At 51.3% G+C, this 16,462-nt stretch carries 7 protein-coding genes; 4 read left to right on the top strand and 3 right to left on the bottom strand.

The genetic code is table 11. From position 1 onward, the window contains the following. Positions 1-868: 868 nt before the first annotated feature. Entirely contained in the window at positions 869-2,770 is a 1,902-nt protein-coding gene (gene dnaK / locus NDI45_RS05550; RefSeq protein WP_190792584.1) for a molecular chaperone DnaK, read from the top strand. 248 nt (positions 2,771-3,018) lie between these two features. Here the strand turns inward: dnaK and NDI45_RS05545 are convergent, their stop codons facing one another. Beyond that, entirely contained in the window at positions 3,019-4,140 is a 1,122-nt protein-coding gene (locus NDI45_RS05545) for a glycosyltransferase (protein ID WP_348246720.1), read from the bottom strand. 811 nt (positions 4,141-4,951) lie between these two features. Between NDI45_RS05545 and NDI45_RS05540 the strand changes: the two genes are divergently transcribed. Next, complete coding sequence (locus NDI45_RS05540) at positions 4,952-8,326, top strand: S41 family peptidase (protein ID WP_348246719.1); 3,375 nt, start codon at positions 4,952-4,954, stop codon at positions 8,324-8,326. 114 nt (positions 8,327-8,440) lie between these two features. Then, a complete protein-coding gene (locus NDI45_RS05535) occupies positions 8,441-10,108 on the top strand; it encodes a D-Ala-D-Ala carboxypeptidase family metallohydrolase (RefSeq protein WP_348246718.1) in 1,668 nt (555 codons plus the stop codon). Here NDI45_RS05535 and NDI45_RS05530 read toward each other — a convergent pair. Further along, a complete protein-coding gene (locus NDI45_RS05530) occupies positions 10,105-14,151 on the bottom strand; it encodes a PAS domain-containing protein (RefSeq protein WP_348246717.1) in 4,047 nt (1,348 codons plus the stop codon). The genes NDI45_RS05535 and NDI45_RS05530 overlap by 4 nt on opposite strands. A 594-nt stretch (positions 14,152-14,745) precedes the next feature. Between NDI45_RS05530 and NDI45_RS05525 the strand changes: the two genes are divergently transcribed. Then, positions 14,746-15,450, top strand: coding sequence for a cation diffusion facilitator family transporter (locus NDI45_RS05525; protein WP_190792589.1), 705 nt, complete (start codon positions 14,746-14,748; stop codon positions 15,448-15,450). Here the strand turns inward: NDI45_RS05525 and NDI45_RS05520 are convergent. Then, entirely contained in the window at positions 15,447-15,977 is a 531-nt protein-coding gene (locus tag NDI45_RS05520; RefSeq protein WP_190792590.1) for a GerMN domain-containing protein, read from the bottom strand. The two genes, NDI45_RS05525 and NDI45_RS05520, sit on opposite strands and share 4 nt — an antisense overlap. Between the last annotated feature and the right edge of the window lie 485 nt (positions 15,978-16,462).

Here is a 16,462-nt window from a genome sequence, read left to right as displayed (position 1 = left end):
TCTTGCCATGTTTATGAGCTTTGCTATGACCGCACAGAGGACATTCCATCGCTTTGCTTCTAGTCGAGGTTCCTCTCTACTCTACCAATCCCACATTATCCTGAGGCACTACCGTTCACAGTTTACTTATTTCTGCGAAAAAATATAGTTCCTACGTAGATTCTACATAAAGGTTAGAAAATACACTTAGATTCTACCTAGAAATTTTATAGAAATTGTCCGGTTGGGCAGTGATACTCGAACCTTGCGAATTACTGGGTGACTGTATCACCACAACATTAGGGAAACTGCCTTCTACGGTTACAATCGATCGCATCAACAAAGCGTAACCAACATTACTCCTCTGGCAAAACCTGCCCTTACAGAGACTATGGCTCTCCTCTCGGAAGCCAAATCTATCTCGGCACGGCAAATACCACCTGTCTGTTACGGTTCGCCCCCACGCGCCACCCGATCGAAATTCTTACACTAAGACCATGTGAGCTTTGAGTTTGGGATTTGAAATTTCGGATAAAGCCTATCTGTTCTGCGATCGATCGTGGTTTTGTTCTATCAGCACCCTTGCGTTTGGATCTTCTACAGATTGGATCTTTTACAGAATAGACAAACTCATTCATCAATCCCGAATTATCAAACCGTCCCACCCCTTGTTCGGTAAACCCGCCTTCAAGGAATGAGCAAAAATACACACTATAGAGGTAGTGCTGCATCCTGAGCTGTGGCGGCGTTTGGCTGTTTATTGCAGTCTCGTTGCTTAGAACAAAGGACGACCGGGACACCCGGCAGCCGAGGGACGGACACCCCAATCCATTTGGTTTGTGAGCAACCAGATCATCGAGAACTCTAGAACCGGAGATTTGAAAGGTATATGGCTAAAGTTGTTGGAATTGACTTAGGAACAACCAACTCGTGTGTGGCAGTGATGGAAGGGGGTAAGCCGACCGTTATTGCAAACGCAGAAGGGTTCCGCACGACACCCTCGGTTGTTGCTTATACGAAAAATGGCGATCGTCTTGTCGGACAGATTGCAAAGCGTCAGGCAGTGATGAACCCGGAGAACACCTTTTACTCGGTGAAGCGGTTTATCGGTCGTCGCTTTGATGAAGTCGGCAACGAGATGACCGAAGTGTCCTACAAAGTGCTGAACATTAGCGGCAACGTCAAAATTGACTGTACGGCGCAAGGCAAGCAGTTCGCCCCCGAAGAAATTTCCGCCCAAGTGCTGCGGAAGCTGAAGGAAGATGCCAGCAAGTATCTGGGCGAAGACGTTACTCAGGCAGTGATTACCGTTCCTGCTTACTTTAACGACTCCCAGCGTCAGGCAACCAAAGACGCAGGCAAGATCGCAGGTCTGGAAGTGCTGCGAATTATCAACGAGCCGACTGCTGCATCACTGGCATACGGTTTGGATAAGAAGACCAACGAGACGGTTCTGGTATTCGACTTAGGCGGTGGTACGTTCGACGTATCGATCCTGGAAGTGGGCGACGGTGTGTTTGAAGTGCGATCGACCTCCGGTGACACCCACCTGGGCGGCGACGACTTCGACAAGAAGATCGTAGACTTCCTAGCAGAAGAGTTTAAGCGCAACGAAGGCATTGAACTTCGCAAAGATAAGCAGGCACTCCAGCGTCTTACTGAGGCAGCCGAGAAAGCCAAGATCGAGCTCTCCAGCGTGACTCAGACTGAAATCAACCTGCCCTTCATCACCGCAACGCAGGACGGCCCCAAGCACCTAGATGTCACTCTGACCCGCGCCAAGTTTGAGGAGCTTTGCTCTGATTTGATCGATCGCTGCCGCATTCCCGTTGAAAACTCGCTGCGCGACGCGAAGCTGGACAAGAGCCAGATCGATGAAGTCGTCCTGGTGGGTGGTTCAACCCGGATTCCCGCTGTGCAGGAAGTTGTGAAGCGCGTGCTGGGCAAAGACCCCAACCAGTCGGTGAACCCGGATGAAGTGGTGGCAGTCGGTGCGGCAATTCAGGCAGGCGTGCTGGCAGGCGAAGTGAAAGATATTCTGCTGCTGGACGTGACTCCGCTCTCGCTGGGCGTTGAAACCCTTGGCGGCGTGATGACCCCGATCATTCAGCGCAACACCACCATTCCCACCAAGAAATCTGAGACCTTCTCGACGGCAGCTGACGGTCAAACCAACGTAGAAATTCACGTTCTGCAAGGCGAGCGTCAGATGTCAAACGACAACAAGAGCCTTGGAACCTTCCGTCTGGATGGCATTCCCCCGGCTCCCCGTGGCGTGCCTCAAATCGAAGTCACCTTTGACATCGACGCTAACGGCATTCTGAATGTGAGCGCGAAGGATAAGGGCACGGGCAAAGAGCAGTCGATCAGCATTACGGGTGCTTCGACGCTGCCGAAGGATGTGGTTGAGCAAATGGTGCGCGATGCCGAAATGAACGCATCGGCTGACCAGGAGCGACGCGAGAAGATCGACATCAAGAACCAGGCTGAATCGCTGGCATACCAGACTGAAAAGCAGCTCAAGGATTTGGGCGATAAAATTCCCGCAGACGACAAAACCAAGCTGGAAGACATGGTGGCAGAGCTGCGTCAGGCGATCAACGCCGAAGACTACGACAAGATGCGCTCCCTGCCGAACGAAATGCAGCAATTGCTCTATAACATCAGTAGCAATCTGTATCAGGGCGCAGGCGCACCGGGCGCAGGTCCGAGCGATGATGGCGGCAGCACGGGCGGTTCGGCTCCCAGCGGCGATGACGTGATCGATGCCGAATTCACAGAAGACAAGTAAGCCAGTTAGAACTCCTGTGGAGTGCAAGTGATCTGGTAAACCTCCGATAAAACAACTGGGGCGGCTCTGCCGCCTTTTTTGTTGCTTTACGGGATGCTCCCTAAGAGTAAGGGACTTTGAGCTGCTTTCGTAAACTCGATCGCTAAACGAGGTTTCCCTGCCCTATTCTTGGGAAACGACAGGGCAAGGGACATCACTCGCAAAGTTAGAAGCAAAAGTCAGACGCAAAAGTTAGGAGCAGGCAAAATTTAGACGCTGCTTTGCGCTCCCTCAAGGATTCGAGGTCCGTGATGAATCTTGTGCTTATACTCTTTCTCTGCCAATTTCTGGCGAATGATTTGCCCTGCATAGCGCAGGGGGCGCCCAAACTGTTTTTCGATCGCCGATCGACGCAGCCATTGTTCGTATCCTTGAGCGATCGGTCCAGTCAAGAAGTGATGCCATTCCAGGATGACGCGATCGAGGGTATATTCTTGAGCGCGCTTAAAGCCGTTTTCAACCATTGCTAGATAAAGTTCGGGATCTTGCTGGAGCCGCTGGAGAGCTGCGATCGCTTCTTCGGGGGTGCGTACCTCAAAGTAATCCAGTTCCGATCGGCGTATTTGTTGATATCCTGGCTCTGGACCCAAAATAGCTGGACATCCTGCAAACCAAGCATTGATCAACTTCAGAGCTGGCTTTAGAGAAATATCGTAAACGGTGTTATTCCGCACTGCAATTACGGCATCCGCCTCAGTGTAGTTTGCCCAATCCGCAAAACTTGAATCTAAATTTTCGGTACTCATTCTCAGAGTAATTCCCATTGCTTCCAATGCTGATAGAAACTCTGGAGTTCTGAACGGTTCTGCAAGATTATAAGAGTGTCCTTTGAAGACAAGATTTTTGAGCGTTATGCCCCGCAAAGCATCACGAGGTCGAAGATTGGGCTGAGGTCGATGGGGTAAGTAGTGATGAGTTTGATCTCGAACCTGTAGCGGGTTGATAACAATTCGGTGATTACAAAGTTGGGGGTGAGGAGTATCGTATCGGCAGCCGATAACATAGCTTTTAAATAGCCAATCTTTAGGTTGAAGGTAATAGTAAGGAATAATACAAATTTTTCCTGGTACTGGCTCTGATACCAGATGAACATCAAAGCCGCGCCGCTTTAGATCGAGATATGCCTGAGCCGACCACATGTCATGTCCAGTGACGCACAGTTCATAAAACGAATCATCAAACGCCAAATCGGGGTTATTAATTAAGGGAAGCCATTTGGGGTCTTTGGTTACGAAATAGACAGGATAGGGCAAGGGCTTGAAGAAATTTTCTGTAACCGTGAAGTAAGGATTTTGAGTAGATAGCTCCCGGAGGCGATCTGTAAGAAGCATATTCAGTATCTCCGTGCTGCAAATAGCTTGGTAAGGGAATTCAGGGTAAGCAATAGAAACTAATTAAGCCAATCAAAACCAATCTGGAATTTATGAAGCTACAGTGTTCGATTTAATTTCGATTTAATTATGTTCAATTCAGTCTCCAACCTCACGTTACGGACGTTCCAAAACAATTAAGGCACGGTGGTTAAGAGCAGTACCTTTCTAAGAAAGCCTCAGCGTCTCTTAATGCAATTGAACTAAAGATAATACTTGATCTCCCCTAGAGAAAAAGGCATGAAACGGTCGTCTTCGTAAAAACTTTATTACGCCTCCGTCTGAGTGATCCTAAAGGATAAGGAGAACAAAGGTTGCTAACCCTACTAAAAAGCTTGCCTCACAGTACTTTGAGAGTCTGAATAATGCTTGTGTTTGCCTATAACTGAGAGAATCGATCGTCTTTGTAGAAACTTTATTGATTTCTCGACCTCCCTTACTCGACCTCAAACCGCAAATTCACGGTTTACGTCAGTATCAGAAACAACTTCTGTAAAAACTTTAATCAATCCTCCTGCGTGAACTATGGCTGCTGAAGGCATTGAACAACAGGCGAGCAATGGGGATAGGGGAAGTGTGATTGAGACGGTAGCAAATTGAAGCCTAAGTAAACTTAAACGATACTCAGCTATACGAGTGAGGATATGACTAAAAGAAAACTGTGGTGAATTTGTTTTACTTTTTGTCAAGTACCCAGAGAAACAATAAATCGCTCAAATTAGCGGAGATTGTCTAAAATCAGGAAATTGCCTCTCTTAGCCGATCGAATTCCATGAATCAAGCTGGTTACTATCGCTATCCCACCCTGAGCGGTGATCGTGTTGTGTTTGTCTGCGAAGATGACCTGTGGACGGTTCCGCGATCGGGCGGTGCGGCAGTCCGGTTAACGGCAAATCTGGGTGAAGTGAGGCATCCTGTTCTCTCTCCCAATGGCGAGCTGCTGGCGTTTACCGGACGGGAAGAAGGACACCCAGAGGTTTACTGTATGCCCGCAACCGGGGGCGAAGCCACTCGGCTCACGTTTACGGGTTCCGCTTCAACCGTAGGCTGGACTCCCGACAGCCAGATTGTGTTTTGCAGCAGCGCAACGCAGCCCTTTTTTCGAATGCCCCGGCTGTACACGATCGAGCCTGAGGGCGGTCTACCCAAAGAGCTTCCCTGGGGTGTGGCGAATGCAGTGAGCTTTGGTCGTGCCGGGGGTGTCGTCATCGGCAGAAATATTGCGGACCCGGCACGCTGGAAACGCTATCGAGGCGGCACTGTGGGCGTGTTGTGGGTTGATGTGCAGGGGGACGGTAACTTTCGGCTGCTGATTCAGCTCAACGGTAATCTGGCTGCGCCCATGTGGGTAGGCAATCGCATTTATTTCATTTCAGATCACGAAGGCATCGGCAATATCTACTCTTGCACCCCTGAAGGGGAAGATTTGCAGCGTCACACGGATCACGGCAAATACTATGCCCGCCACGCTTCTACCGATCGACAGTGCATTGTCTACCATGCAGGAGCAGAGCTGTACTGCTTTGATCCCGCAGCCAACACTAACACTCGAATTGAAGTTGACTTCTACAGTCCCAGAGTGCAGCGACAGCGAAAATTTGTCGAAGCAAGCGAGTTTCTTGACAGCTATGACCTGCACCCAAAAGGACATTCCACGACGCTGAGCACCAGAGGCAAACCGTTTGCCTTGAGCAATTGGGAAGGGGCAGTGCTGTCGCTGGGGCAATCTGAAGCCGGACGCTATCGATTAACGCGCTGGCTAAATGACAAAAAGCGATTGGTATCGGTGAGCGATTGCACTGGAGTTGAGGCACTGGAAATCCTGTCGCTGAATCTGGATACAGAAGCAGAAGTTTTGGAAGGGCTGGATATTGGGCGGGTGAACGGGCTAGAGGTATCGCCGACCGCCGATCAGGTAATTTTGACTAACCATCGACACGAGCTGATCTGGATTGATTTGAATACCAGGGAGCATCGAATCCTTGATCGCAGCAATTTTGCCTGGATCCAGGGCTTTTCCTGGTCGCCAGATGGACAATGGGTTGCCTATAGCTGCGCCGAGAGCCAGCTCACTTTCTCGATCAAGCTCTGTCACCTGGAAGACGGAACCTTGCATCGCCTAACACCGCCCCGCTTCCGGGATGTACAGCCTGCTTTTGATCCGGGCGGTAAGTTTATTTATTTCCTTTCAGTGCGCGACTTTAATCCGGTGTATGACTCAATCTACTTTGATCTGGGCTTTCCAAAGGGAATGCGTCCGTTCCTAATCTCGCTGCAAAAAGAGACACCGAATCCGTTTGTGATGCAGTCAAAGCTGCTAAATGGAAAGGAAGAGAACAAGACAAACGATAAGAAAGAAGAAGAAAAAGAGAAAGATTCAGAGAAGGCAGAAAAGAAAATTCAGCCTGTCAAAGTTGACCTTGAAGGAATCGATCGCCGCATTCTGGGATTCCCGGTCAGCGAAGGACGCTACGGGCAAATCTGGGGCGTAGAAGGGAAAGTGCTGTTTACGGCATATCCGGTCACGGGCAGCCTGGAGCAGGGCAACGGCAATGGCAACGGCAAAGCAACGCTGGAACTCTATGACTTTGAAGCACAAAAGCAGGAACGTCTCGCCTGTGAAGTGTCGAGCTTCCGAGTTTCAAGAGATCACAAGACGGTGATTTATCGATCGGGTCATCGGCTGCGGGTCTGTTCCACCAATCCCCAAGATAAGGAACGCGCCAGAGAAGAACCGGGTAAGAAAAGCGGCTGGCTCAAGCTCGATCGCATTCGGGTCTCTGTGACGCCTGCCCAGGAATGGCAGCAAATGTTTAAAGAGATCTGGCGGCTTCAGCAGCAGCAGTTCTGGACGGCAGATATGTCCGGCGTGGATTGGGAGCGCGTGTACGATCGCTATCGTCCGTTGCTCGATCGGATTTCAACGCGATCGGAGTTTTCTGACCTGATCTGGGAAATGCAGGGCGAACTGGGCACGTCCCATGCCTACGAATACGGCGGCGACTATCGCCATGAACCCCACTATCACCTAGGCTTTTTGGGTGCAGATTTCCAGTACGACTCAGATACAGACGGCTATCGCATTACCCACATCGTGCAGGGAGACTCCTGGACCGAGCACGATTCACCTTTGAATCAGGTCGGGCTGAATGTGCAGGAAGGCGATATTTTGCTGGCGGTCAACGGGCAACGGGTGGGGTTACACCGATCGCCCCAGGAATTGCTCGTTCACCAGTCGGGCTGTGAAGTAAGCCTTACCTTTGCCGCCCGTCCTGAAGAGGCTGAAACCGATGCCGAAACCGCCCAAACCAATTCTGCCCCTACTGAAACTGCCCCTACTGAAGCTGTACCTACTGAAGCTGTACCTACTGAAGCTGCACCCCCAGAGAACTCACCCGATAATTCAACAGATAACACAGCCAGCGAATCGAAACCGACGACTCGCACTGTCTCAGTCAAAACGCTGAACCGGGAAACCCATATTCGCTATCGAGAATGGGTCGAGCGCAACCATCGCCAGGTGACAGAAGCAACCCAGGGCAGAGTTGGCTATCTGCACATCCCGGATATGGGCGCGGGTGGGTATGCAGAGTTTCACCGCTACTATTTCGCAGAAGTCCACAAACAGGGCTTAATTGTAGACGTGCGCTATAACGGCGGCGGTCATGTTTCTCAGCTTTTGCTCGAAAAATTGGCGAGAGAGCGAGTTGGCTACGATGTGCCGCGCTGGGGCAAGCCAGAACCTTATCCGAGCGATTCCGTTCTGGGTCCGGTCGTCGCCCTGACTGACGAACAAGCCGGATCAGACGGAGATATCTTCAGCCACTGCTTTAAGCTGATGAAAATCGGTACGCTGATCGGCAAACGCACCTGGGGCGGAGTCATTGGCATTTCACCCACTCACTCCTTGGTGGATGGCAGCACGGTGACGCAGCCTGAGTATTCTTTCTGGTTCAAAGATGTGGGCTGGAATGTTGAAAACTACGGCACTGATCCCGATATTGAAGTCGAAATCACCCCGCAAGACTGGCGACAGGGCAAAGACTCTCAGCTCGAAAAGGCGATCGAGGTCGCCCTGATTCAGCTTGAGCAGCAGGATGTTTCCTTGCCCGACTTTGGCGATCGTCCTTACCTGCCCCTGCCGTAATCCACCCGATCGCCCTATTCCCCCGATCGCCTCCCAAAACCACCCTGCACTCACCCACTCACCCCCGAATCAGGCAAAATAAAACAGACCATCTGATTCCCCCCACCGATCGCTATGGCAGGACTCAACCCAGAGCAGCGCAACTACTACTATCTCCTCGAAGCCGCCCGCACTGGGATTCATAAACCCATTCTTGCCGCCCTTTATGCCGTCCAGCGTCGTCCTGCACTGAGCGATGGAGAAACGGGGTTGGGCATTTCGCCTGCCAATCGGATTCCGCCGGAGCAGGTGGATACGTTTCCAGAGCAGGTACAGTTTGCGGCCAATACGATTCGCAGCCTGACGGATAAGTTGACGGCTCAGGGGTGGAAGGGGGCGGATTTGTGGAATGGGGCAGAGGGGCGATATAGCGATCGATTCATTCAAACGGTTGCACTGGGCTATATTCCGCCTGTGAGTGAGCCGACTTCTGCTCGATTAGAACCCGGCGATCGGGATGCACTAAAGCAGGCTTTGATTGCAGATTTGGCGATCGACTTTAGCGGAAGCCAGTTGCCGCAGAACTTAGATTATCTCGACAATGCGCTGCTGCGATTTGTGGAACGACTGCCGCGCTATTATCTGGGACTGAGCTATCAGCAGGAATCTTTGCTGGAAGCGGTACGAATCTGGCGCAAGCTGAATACTCGTGAGGCGACGATCGCAGGCTTGCTCCGAATCCCGGAAAACGATCCGGCTTTGCTGACCCTGGATGCGACCCGGTTGGATCAGCCTTTGCTTCAGTTTATGCAGCAGGTTTCACCTTTTTTTGCCGGATACCCTCATCAGCGAGAGGCATTGGTGCGATTAGTGCAGCTCTGGCGGCAGCTCGATTCGCGGGAAGAGGCGATCGGCGCGCTGCAAAATAATCTCTCGGCAGAAACGAATATTCAAATTGTTGACCCGGCGTTGATGGCCTTTGTGCAGCGCATTCCGCAGTTTTATCAGGGACGGGGCGATCAGCGCAACGCACTCACAGAAACCTATCGCCTTTGGGCAGGGTTAGACTCGCGCACCTCGGCTCTGACGGCTCTGGGCGTGAATTCGCAGATTCTGACCGCCAGCAATCCCGATCGCACACAGCTCATCAATGCGGCGACTCAGCTCGATCGCGCTCTGCTGGACTTTATGCGCCGTGTGCCCGTTACTTATCGCGAAACTGACCAGCAGCGAGAGGCACTGATTCGACTGGTGCAGCTCTGGCGAGGATTGGATACCCGCGAAAAGGCACTTCAGTCTTTACTGCAAGATGTGCGGCGAATGGAAACGGCTGGGCGTGGATCAACCGACGCTGCCCCTGCGCCTGAACCTGAACCTCTGCCTCCCCGTCCAACCCGCTGGACACCGGAGAATATTCAGCTTTATGCGGCCATTATGCCCAACGGCAGCTTTACCTGGGCAGAAGCCACCCACGGTGGAACCCGAATGCCACCCAATCAGGCAACGGTAGACGGCATTGTGCGAATTGCAGCTTTAGCCCAGCAAGCCCGCGATCGCATTGGTCGTCCGTTTCGAGTGACAAGCTGGTATCGCCCTCCGGCAATTAATCAGGACGTGGGCGGAGCTTCGTTTAGCCGTCACCTCATTGGGGATGCGATCGATTTTTACTGCGATGGGCTGACGGGTGATCAGGTTTATCGGGCACTCGATCCCTGGTGGACAGGCGGATTAGGACGCTACAGCAGTTTTCCGGCTCTCTGCCATCTGGATGCGCGGGAGTATCGTGCCCGGTGGACACATTAAGCAGAAATCTTAAATTCGACAATAAAGGCAGTTTGTCCAGCTGCACTTTCCACGCGAATTCTACTGCCTAATCGCTGAACAAGCTTTTTCACTAACGCTAATCCCAGTCCTGTCCCGTCGTATTTCCAGGGGTCGCTGTTAGGAATACGGTAGAACTTGTCAAAGATCCGCTCATGTTCCGCTGGAGGAATTTCGACACCAGAGTTGCTAATCCGAATTGCTAAATGTTCTGGTGTGGCTTGGGCAGCAAGGGCGATCGCTTCTCCAGAGGGGGTATATTTGCAGGCATTGTTCAGCAGTTCGCTGAGAATGCGCCCCAGATAGGACATATCGGTGATGAGGGGAGGCAGATCGGGCGGGATGTGGATGGCGAATTGCTGCTGTTGCTGGCGGGCACGTTCAACAAAACTTTCAGCAAGATGGGGAAGATAGTACTGAAGCCCAATGCTTGTGAAATTGAGCGGGTCAGTCCCGGCGTCCAGACGGGTGAGATCGAGCAGATTGTCAATTAAGCTAATCTCGCGCTGTCCCTCAGTTCGCAGCACATTGAAGTAGCGAGCGATCGGATTTGACTCATTGGTGAGGATGCCCAACTGCTCCAAGCTAATTCCGAGCATATGGGTTGCCATACCGATATTGGACATTGGCGTTCGCAGTTCGTGGGAAACAGTGCTGAGGAAGTCGTCTTTGAGCTGATTGAGCCGCTCCAGTTCTTGCACCTGCTGCTGCGCTGCCTGGAAAAGCCGAGATTGACGCAGGGCGATCGCACATTGATTGGCAACCTGCTGCACAAGCCGCACTTCTAGCTCGTTAAACAGTTCCTGCGAATATTTGAACAGCCAGATCTCTCCCAAAATTCCTTTTTCATCCCGAATGGGACAAGCCAGAATCGTCAACAATTGCTGCCCGGAGCGAAGGGTATTGGTCGTCAGCCCACAAAATTGGCAGAGTTGTCCTTGCAAAAGAGAGAGATGAATCTCGCTGTGAGGAGCCTTGGCAATCTCAAAGGTTTGTCCCTGAATCGGAGAGAGAGTATTGGTAAACTCGTACACAATGGTGCAAAGCGTCTGCTCGGCGTTGTAAATTCCAGTGTCGCAGGCTTCGATCGGTAAATCCTTGGCTAACTCTTCGACAACTACCTGCAAGATTTGCTGTTCGTCCAGGCTGTCTCGCACCTTATCCGTAATGCGTTTCAGCAATTCCTCAAAGTGGAGAGACTGCTGAAGTTGAGCGGTTCGCTCCTGCACCTGCAACTCTAATTCAGCGTTGAGAATTTGCACCTGCTGATGCAGTTCTGACTGCTGAATAGCGATCGCAAGCTGGGTTGCCAACTGCTCCTGCAATGCCATTTCAAAGGATTCCCACTGGCGAGTGTTGTGGCAATGATGTGCCACCAGAAGCCCCCACAAATGGTCGTTCTGAAGAATGGGCACCACCAGCAACGCCCGCACTTGAATTTGTTCCAGCATTTCGAGATAGCAGGGAGTCAGGCTGGCACGGTAAATGTCATCGACGGCAGTGATTTGTCCCTGAAAGTACAGCTGTACCTGGGTTTCTGCAAAATAGGTATCAGTGATCTGCCTGCCCAGCAGCGATTGCCATCCTTCCGCCACGGATTCAGCCACAACCAAGCCGCTCCAGCCGGCTTCAAAGCGATAAATAATCGCGCGATCGACCTGAAGCAGCCACCGAACTTCTATGACCGCCGTGTCGAGGATTTGCTCTAGATCCAGCGTTTTACGAATATTTTGGGCGATTGTGGTCAGAAGCCGTTCCCGTTCTGCCTGCTGATGCAGCGTTGCTTCGTATTCCTTTAACGCAGTAATGTCAACGGCAACGCCAACCACCTGTCTGGGGTTTCCCGCAGGAGTGCGGTTCCAAATTTTGTCTCGACCCAGTAGCCAGCGAAAGTCTCCCGATTTATGCCGCATTCGGTACTCGGTTTCGAGAAACTCATTCTCCTGCATTTGAGAAAAATTCTGCTGATTCTGGATGACTCTGGGCATATCATCGGGGTGAATCAGCAGCACAAACAGCAGATCACCCATTGCCTGAACCTCGGCGGAGGAGTATCCCAATACCGCTTCAACCTGCTGGCTACAGTAGACGTTGCGCTGTTCAATCAAGTCGTAGATATACAAAATTGCCAGAGTCGATTCCGCAATTTGCTCAGTTAACTGCTGCTGTTCTCGCAGGGCGGCTTCGGCAGCTTTTCGTTCGTTGTCAACGCGCTTGCGTTCGCTAATATCTAGATCGATGCCAATTATCCGAATCGGAGTGCCCGCTGCATCGCGCAGCACCAGCGTACAGGATTCGATATAGCGCAGGGTTCCGTCTGGTAAAATTGCCCGAAACTCTGATTTAACCGCTGTTTTTTCTACAAGAGCTTGCTGGATAGCCGCACGGCGGGTCGGTAGATCATCAGGATGAACACAGGCTTCCCAGGCTGCGTAGGAATCGACTGCTCCAGGCAGCTGAATGCCATAAAGTTCATGAATGCGATCGTCTGAAACGAGGCAATCGTTGACCAGATCCCAATCCCAAACCCCCATATGGGCTGCTTCTACCGCCAGCTTAAGGCGATTGGCTAGGGCTTGTCGCTGTTCCTCTGCCTGTTTGCGATCGGTGATATCGGCATGAATGCCGATCATTCTTAGCGGTTTGCCCGTTGCCGTCCACTCCACGACCTTGCCGCGATCGAGAATCCACTTTTCGCTGCCGTCTTTGCAGTAAACCCGGTATTCATTCTGATAAATCGGAGTTTTGCCGCTGAGATGGTCAGCCAGCTTGTCGTTGCACGAGGCGCGATCATCAGGATGAATTCGACGATTCCATTCCTCCAGTGTCTTGATTCCCCCAGGCTCAGCATCGTCCAAGATCGCTCCCCACTGCCAGGAAAAGGCGATCTGATTGGTTTGAATATTCCAATCCCACACGCCATCGCCTGCCCCTTCTAGCGCAAACTGCCAGCAAGCCTCGCTTTGCTGAAGGGCGAGCGTGCGTTTCTGCACCCTAAGTTCGAGTTCCTGGTTAAGCTGTTGCAGAGCAAGCTCAGCCTGTTTGCGTTCGTTTTCGACCCGCTTGCGCTCGGTAATGTCAATCTGAATGCCAATGATGCCCGTGGGGTTGCCGTCTGCGTCATATAGAATTTCACCTATATCAGCAGACCAGCGCACTTGGTTATCCGGCAAGAGCACGCGATATTCTATGCTGCAGTTCCGTTTTTCTGCTAATGCCTGGGTCACAAACCGATCGGCAGCTTCTCGATCGTCTGGATGAATCGCGTTAAGCCAGTTTTGATAGCTGGGGTTATGGATCTGCGGCTCATAGCCCAACAAGCGGTAGTTCTCTTCTGACCAAAACGTTTGATTGGTTATCAGATCCCATTGCCACATCCCCGCGTTTGCTGCTTTCAAGGCAAGTGACAAACGATTTTCACTGGTCTGCAATGCCTGATAGATTTGCCGTTGGCGATCGTCTAGCTCAGCGACTAGCCCCTGCTGAGATTGCTGCAAATTTGCCTGTTGAACCGCAATGCCCAGATGAAGCGCGACCTGCTGCAAATATTGCATTTCGATCGGCTGCCACTCACGCGAGCTGCGGCAGTCATGAACAATCAGCAGTCCCCACAAGTTGCCCTGGCTCCCAATCGGCGCGACCAGATTGGCTTGCCCCTGCAACCATTCCCACCGTTCAGCCGGACTGGCTGGCAAATCTCCTGCTCGAATGTCACAAATCGCTGCGACTTCGCCCTGGCGGTATCGTTCGACCCAGATCTCATTAAAACTGCGATCACAAATCACCTGCCCGATCAGCGGTGTCCACTCCGCACCAGCAGACTCATAGGCAATGACAGCATTCCCATCTTCTCGCAAGCAGTAGATCAAGACGCGATCGGTTTGCAGTCGGCTTCTGGTATCAGCGATCGCCCACTGTAGAATCTCCTCTAAATCCCTGCACTGTTGAATCTGAAGGGCAAGAGCGGAAATGTTCTCTAAAATCTTCTCAAGCGAAAGCGAGGAGCCCGAATTTGCAGGTGCCACAAGATTTTCAGTTGGCGAATGACCCTTTTACAACAGCGAACCCAAACTTTTACAACAGTGAACCCAAATGATAGAACCTAAACAGTGAATCAATAAACAATAAACCTAAACAGCAAGCGGCGATACTAATATGCTTATGTTGCCTTTCCAAGGAATGATTAGTTCGTAATGAGACAAAAAATGCCCCTTTCATTCTGCGTTTAAAGATTAGCGGGATAAAACAAACCCCAATCAACGGCTTAGCTCCCCTGATTTAACTTATTATACAAAACGCCCTGAAGCCCGCTGCCTCCAGTTGCATCAAGACTGCTCTTTGCTAAACGATGCGCCAGATTTTTTCCACACCCCGTCGTTTAATCGTAGGAAACGGGGAAGAATTTGTGCAGTGAAATTCATTGCCTGATTCAGCAACGTCCGGCAAAGCAACCCTCTGCCAGATCAACCCATTCCAAATCCACTGTTACTAAACCAATCATTGCCAGACCAACCATTGCCAGACGAACCGATCGAGGCTAACCTTTGAGCAGCGCAACTTTACGCAAATTCAATTCGTCAGTGGATTCGTCAGTAAATTCGTCCAGCAATGAGGAGAGCGTGACTTTACCGACCATGATGCAGCCCTGTGAATGCCTGAACTGTGACCCGCTTCAAGGAAAATTACCCATTCCTGAAGAAAATTCTAACCCTGCCGCCAAGCTGCAACTGCTGACGCTGGGGCTGATCTTAACAGGCGGATTTTCCCTGATTGAATACAGCATGGGCTGGTGGAGCCACAGTCTTGCGCTGGTTGCCGATTCAGGTCATTTGCTGTCTGACTGTCTGGCAATGGGGCTATCGCTGCTGGCAACCTGTGTGGCGCAGTTAGCAAACCGTCACCCGTCTTTTCTGAATATTCGACAGGCGGAAGTGCTGGCTGCGATCGCCAATGGGATTGGGCTACTGGTGTTGGCAGGCTGGGTTGCCTGGGAAGCGATTGATCGGTTTCAGAGCCATACTGCGATCGTGAGCGAAGCGATGCTGCTGACGGCGATCGTTGGGTTGCTGTTTAATTTGCTCACTGTTCGTCTTTTTCATGCTCACAGCCATTCTGATTTGAATGTTCGCGGCGCGTTTTTACACATTCTCGCCGATACCGTGAGTTCGATCGCCGTCGTTATCTCCGCTCTATTAATTTTGGTGTTTCATTGGGAATGGGCAGATGCGATCGTGAGCTTACTTGCTGCTGCCTTTATTGCTGTGAGCACACTGCCCTTTTTGCGTGAAAGTTTGCAGGCGTTGCGTCGTTCTTCGCAGGCTTAGCGGCGCAGGCAAAGGTTTTCTCCGCTCATATCTCCCACACAGTTTCCGTTTTGGTCGAGAACGACTACCGATCGAACCGTTGGGAATTGTTTGAGCGTGGCATTTAGAGAACTCATTATCCGCGCATCATCCCCCACTCCGGCTGACACCACCTGCCGACAAAACTGGAGCCTTGCTGTTGCTGAAGTGATCGACAGCGTGAAGTCTCTGCCGCCACAGTTAGAATTGCCCTGTAAGGTGAGGGGTGCGATAAACCCTTGCTGTCTTTCCTGGCGAGTTGGCCCTGCCACCACCTGGCTCACGGCAAACCGAGCCACGCTTGCAGTTTGAGCCTGTCGCCACACAGGTTCTACATAGCTCAGGTCGCTTTGCTGCTGCGGATTTTTGGGAAAGAAAACTTTTACCCTTTGAGGCCGGGGAGCCGTTGCTTCAAGCTGAGCGGCGATCGTAGGCGTGACGGCAGCCGTTAAACCTGCGACGGTGACTAACCCTAAAAGAAATCTATTGCGAAGAGAAGACTTAAACATCGTGAACATCTTGAACATCGTGATATTTTCAGGAACTCCGAGTTGCAATCCAGCTGATCTCGGATGACATGACAAGTGACGATCGAGCAGGGGTGGAAGTTTCGGCAGGAAAAGAACCTGCTTTGGCATTGCTGAATTATTTGGCGTTGCTGAATTAAAGGATAAACGGTTGGGTTTGACTATGCTGGGCAGCTCCCTAAATCGGTCAATTCTGGCAGATTTTGAGCGTTGAAAGTTTTGCCCTAGTGAGCGTTTCAAGTCAAATTCATTGCATGATTCAGCAACGCCCTTAGTTTTCTTCACTCCTTTTCCATCGAGTTTCAATCGAGTCAGGCAACTCGGATACCAGCCCCAATTAAATTCAACCCACGATCGCCCAATTCCTTAATCCCCCTCAAAATAAACTCGCCGCAGCGCACTATTTAATCACTGAGCCGCCCTCATTTCCCCAAAAATCACTTTCCAAATCACAACAAATCCTCCTA

This window comes from Leptolyngbya sp. GB1-A1, from assembly GCF_039962475.1.
Taxonomy (GTDB): Bacteria; Cyanobacteriota; Cyanobacteriia; order Elainellales; family Elainellaceae; genus Leptolyngbya_A.
Note: the sequence above shows the minus strand (reverse complement) of the source record. Positions and strands in the feature narration are given on the sequence as shown.

Bases quoted from the DNA above. Each gene is read 5' to 3' on its own strand.
- NDI45_RS05520 (WP_190792590.1), bottom strand. From the start codon at position 15,977: ATGTTTAAGTCTTCTCTTCGCAATAGATTTCTTTTAGGGTTAGTCACC.
- dnaK (WP_190792584.1), top strand. From the start codon at position 869: ATGGCTAAAGTTGTTGGAATTGACTTAGGAACAACCAACTCGTGTGTG.
- NDI45_RS05535 (WP_348246718.1), top strand. From the start codon at position 8,441: ATGGCAGGACTCAACCCAGAGCAGCGCAACTACTACTATCTCCTCGAA.
- NDI45_RS05545 (WP_348246720.1), bottom strand. From the start codon at position 4,140: ATGCTTCTTACAGATCGCCTCCGGGAGCTATCTACTCAAAATCCTTAC.
- NDI45_RS05540 (WP_348246719.1), top strand. From the start codon at position 4,952: ATGAATCAAGCTGGTTACTATCGCTATCCCACCCTGAGCGGTGATCGT.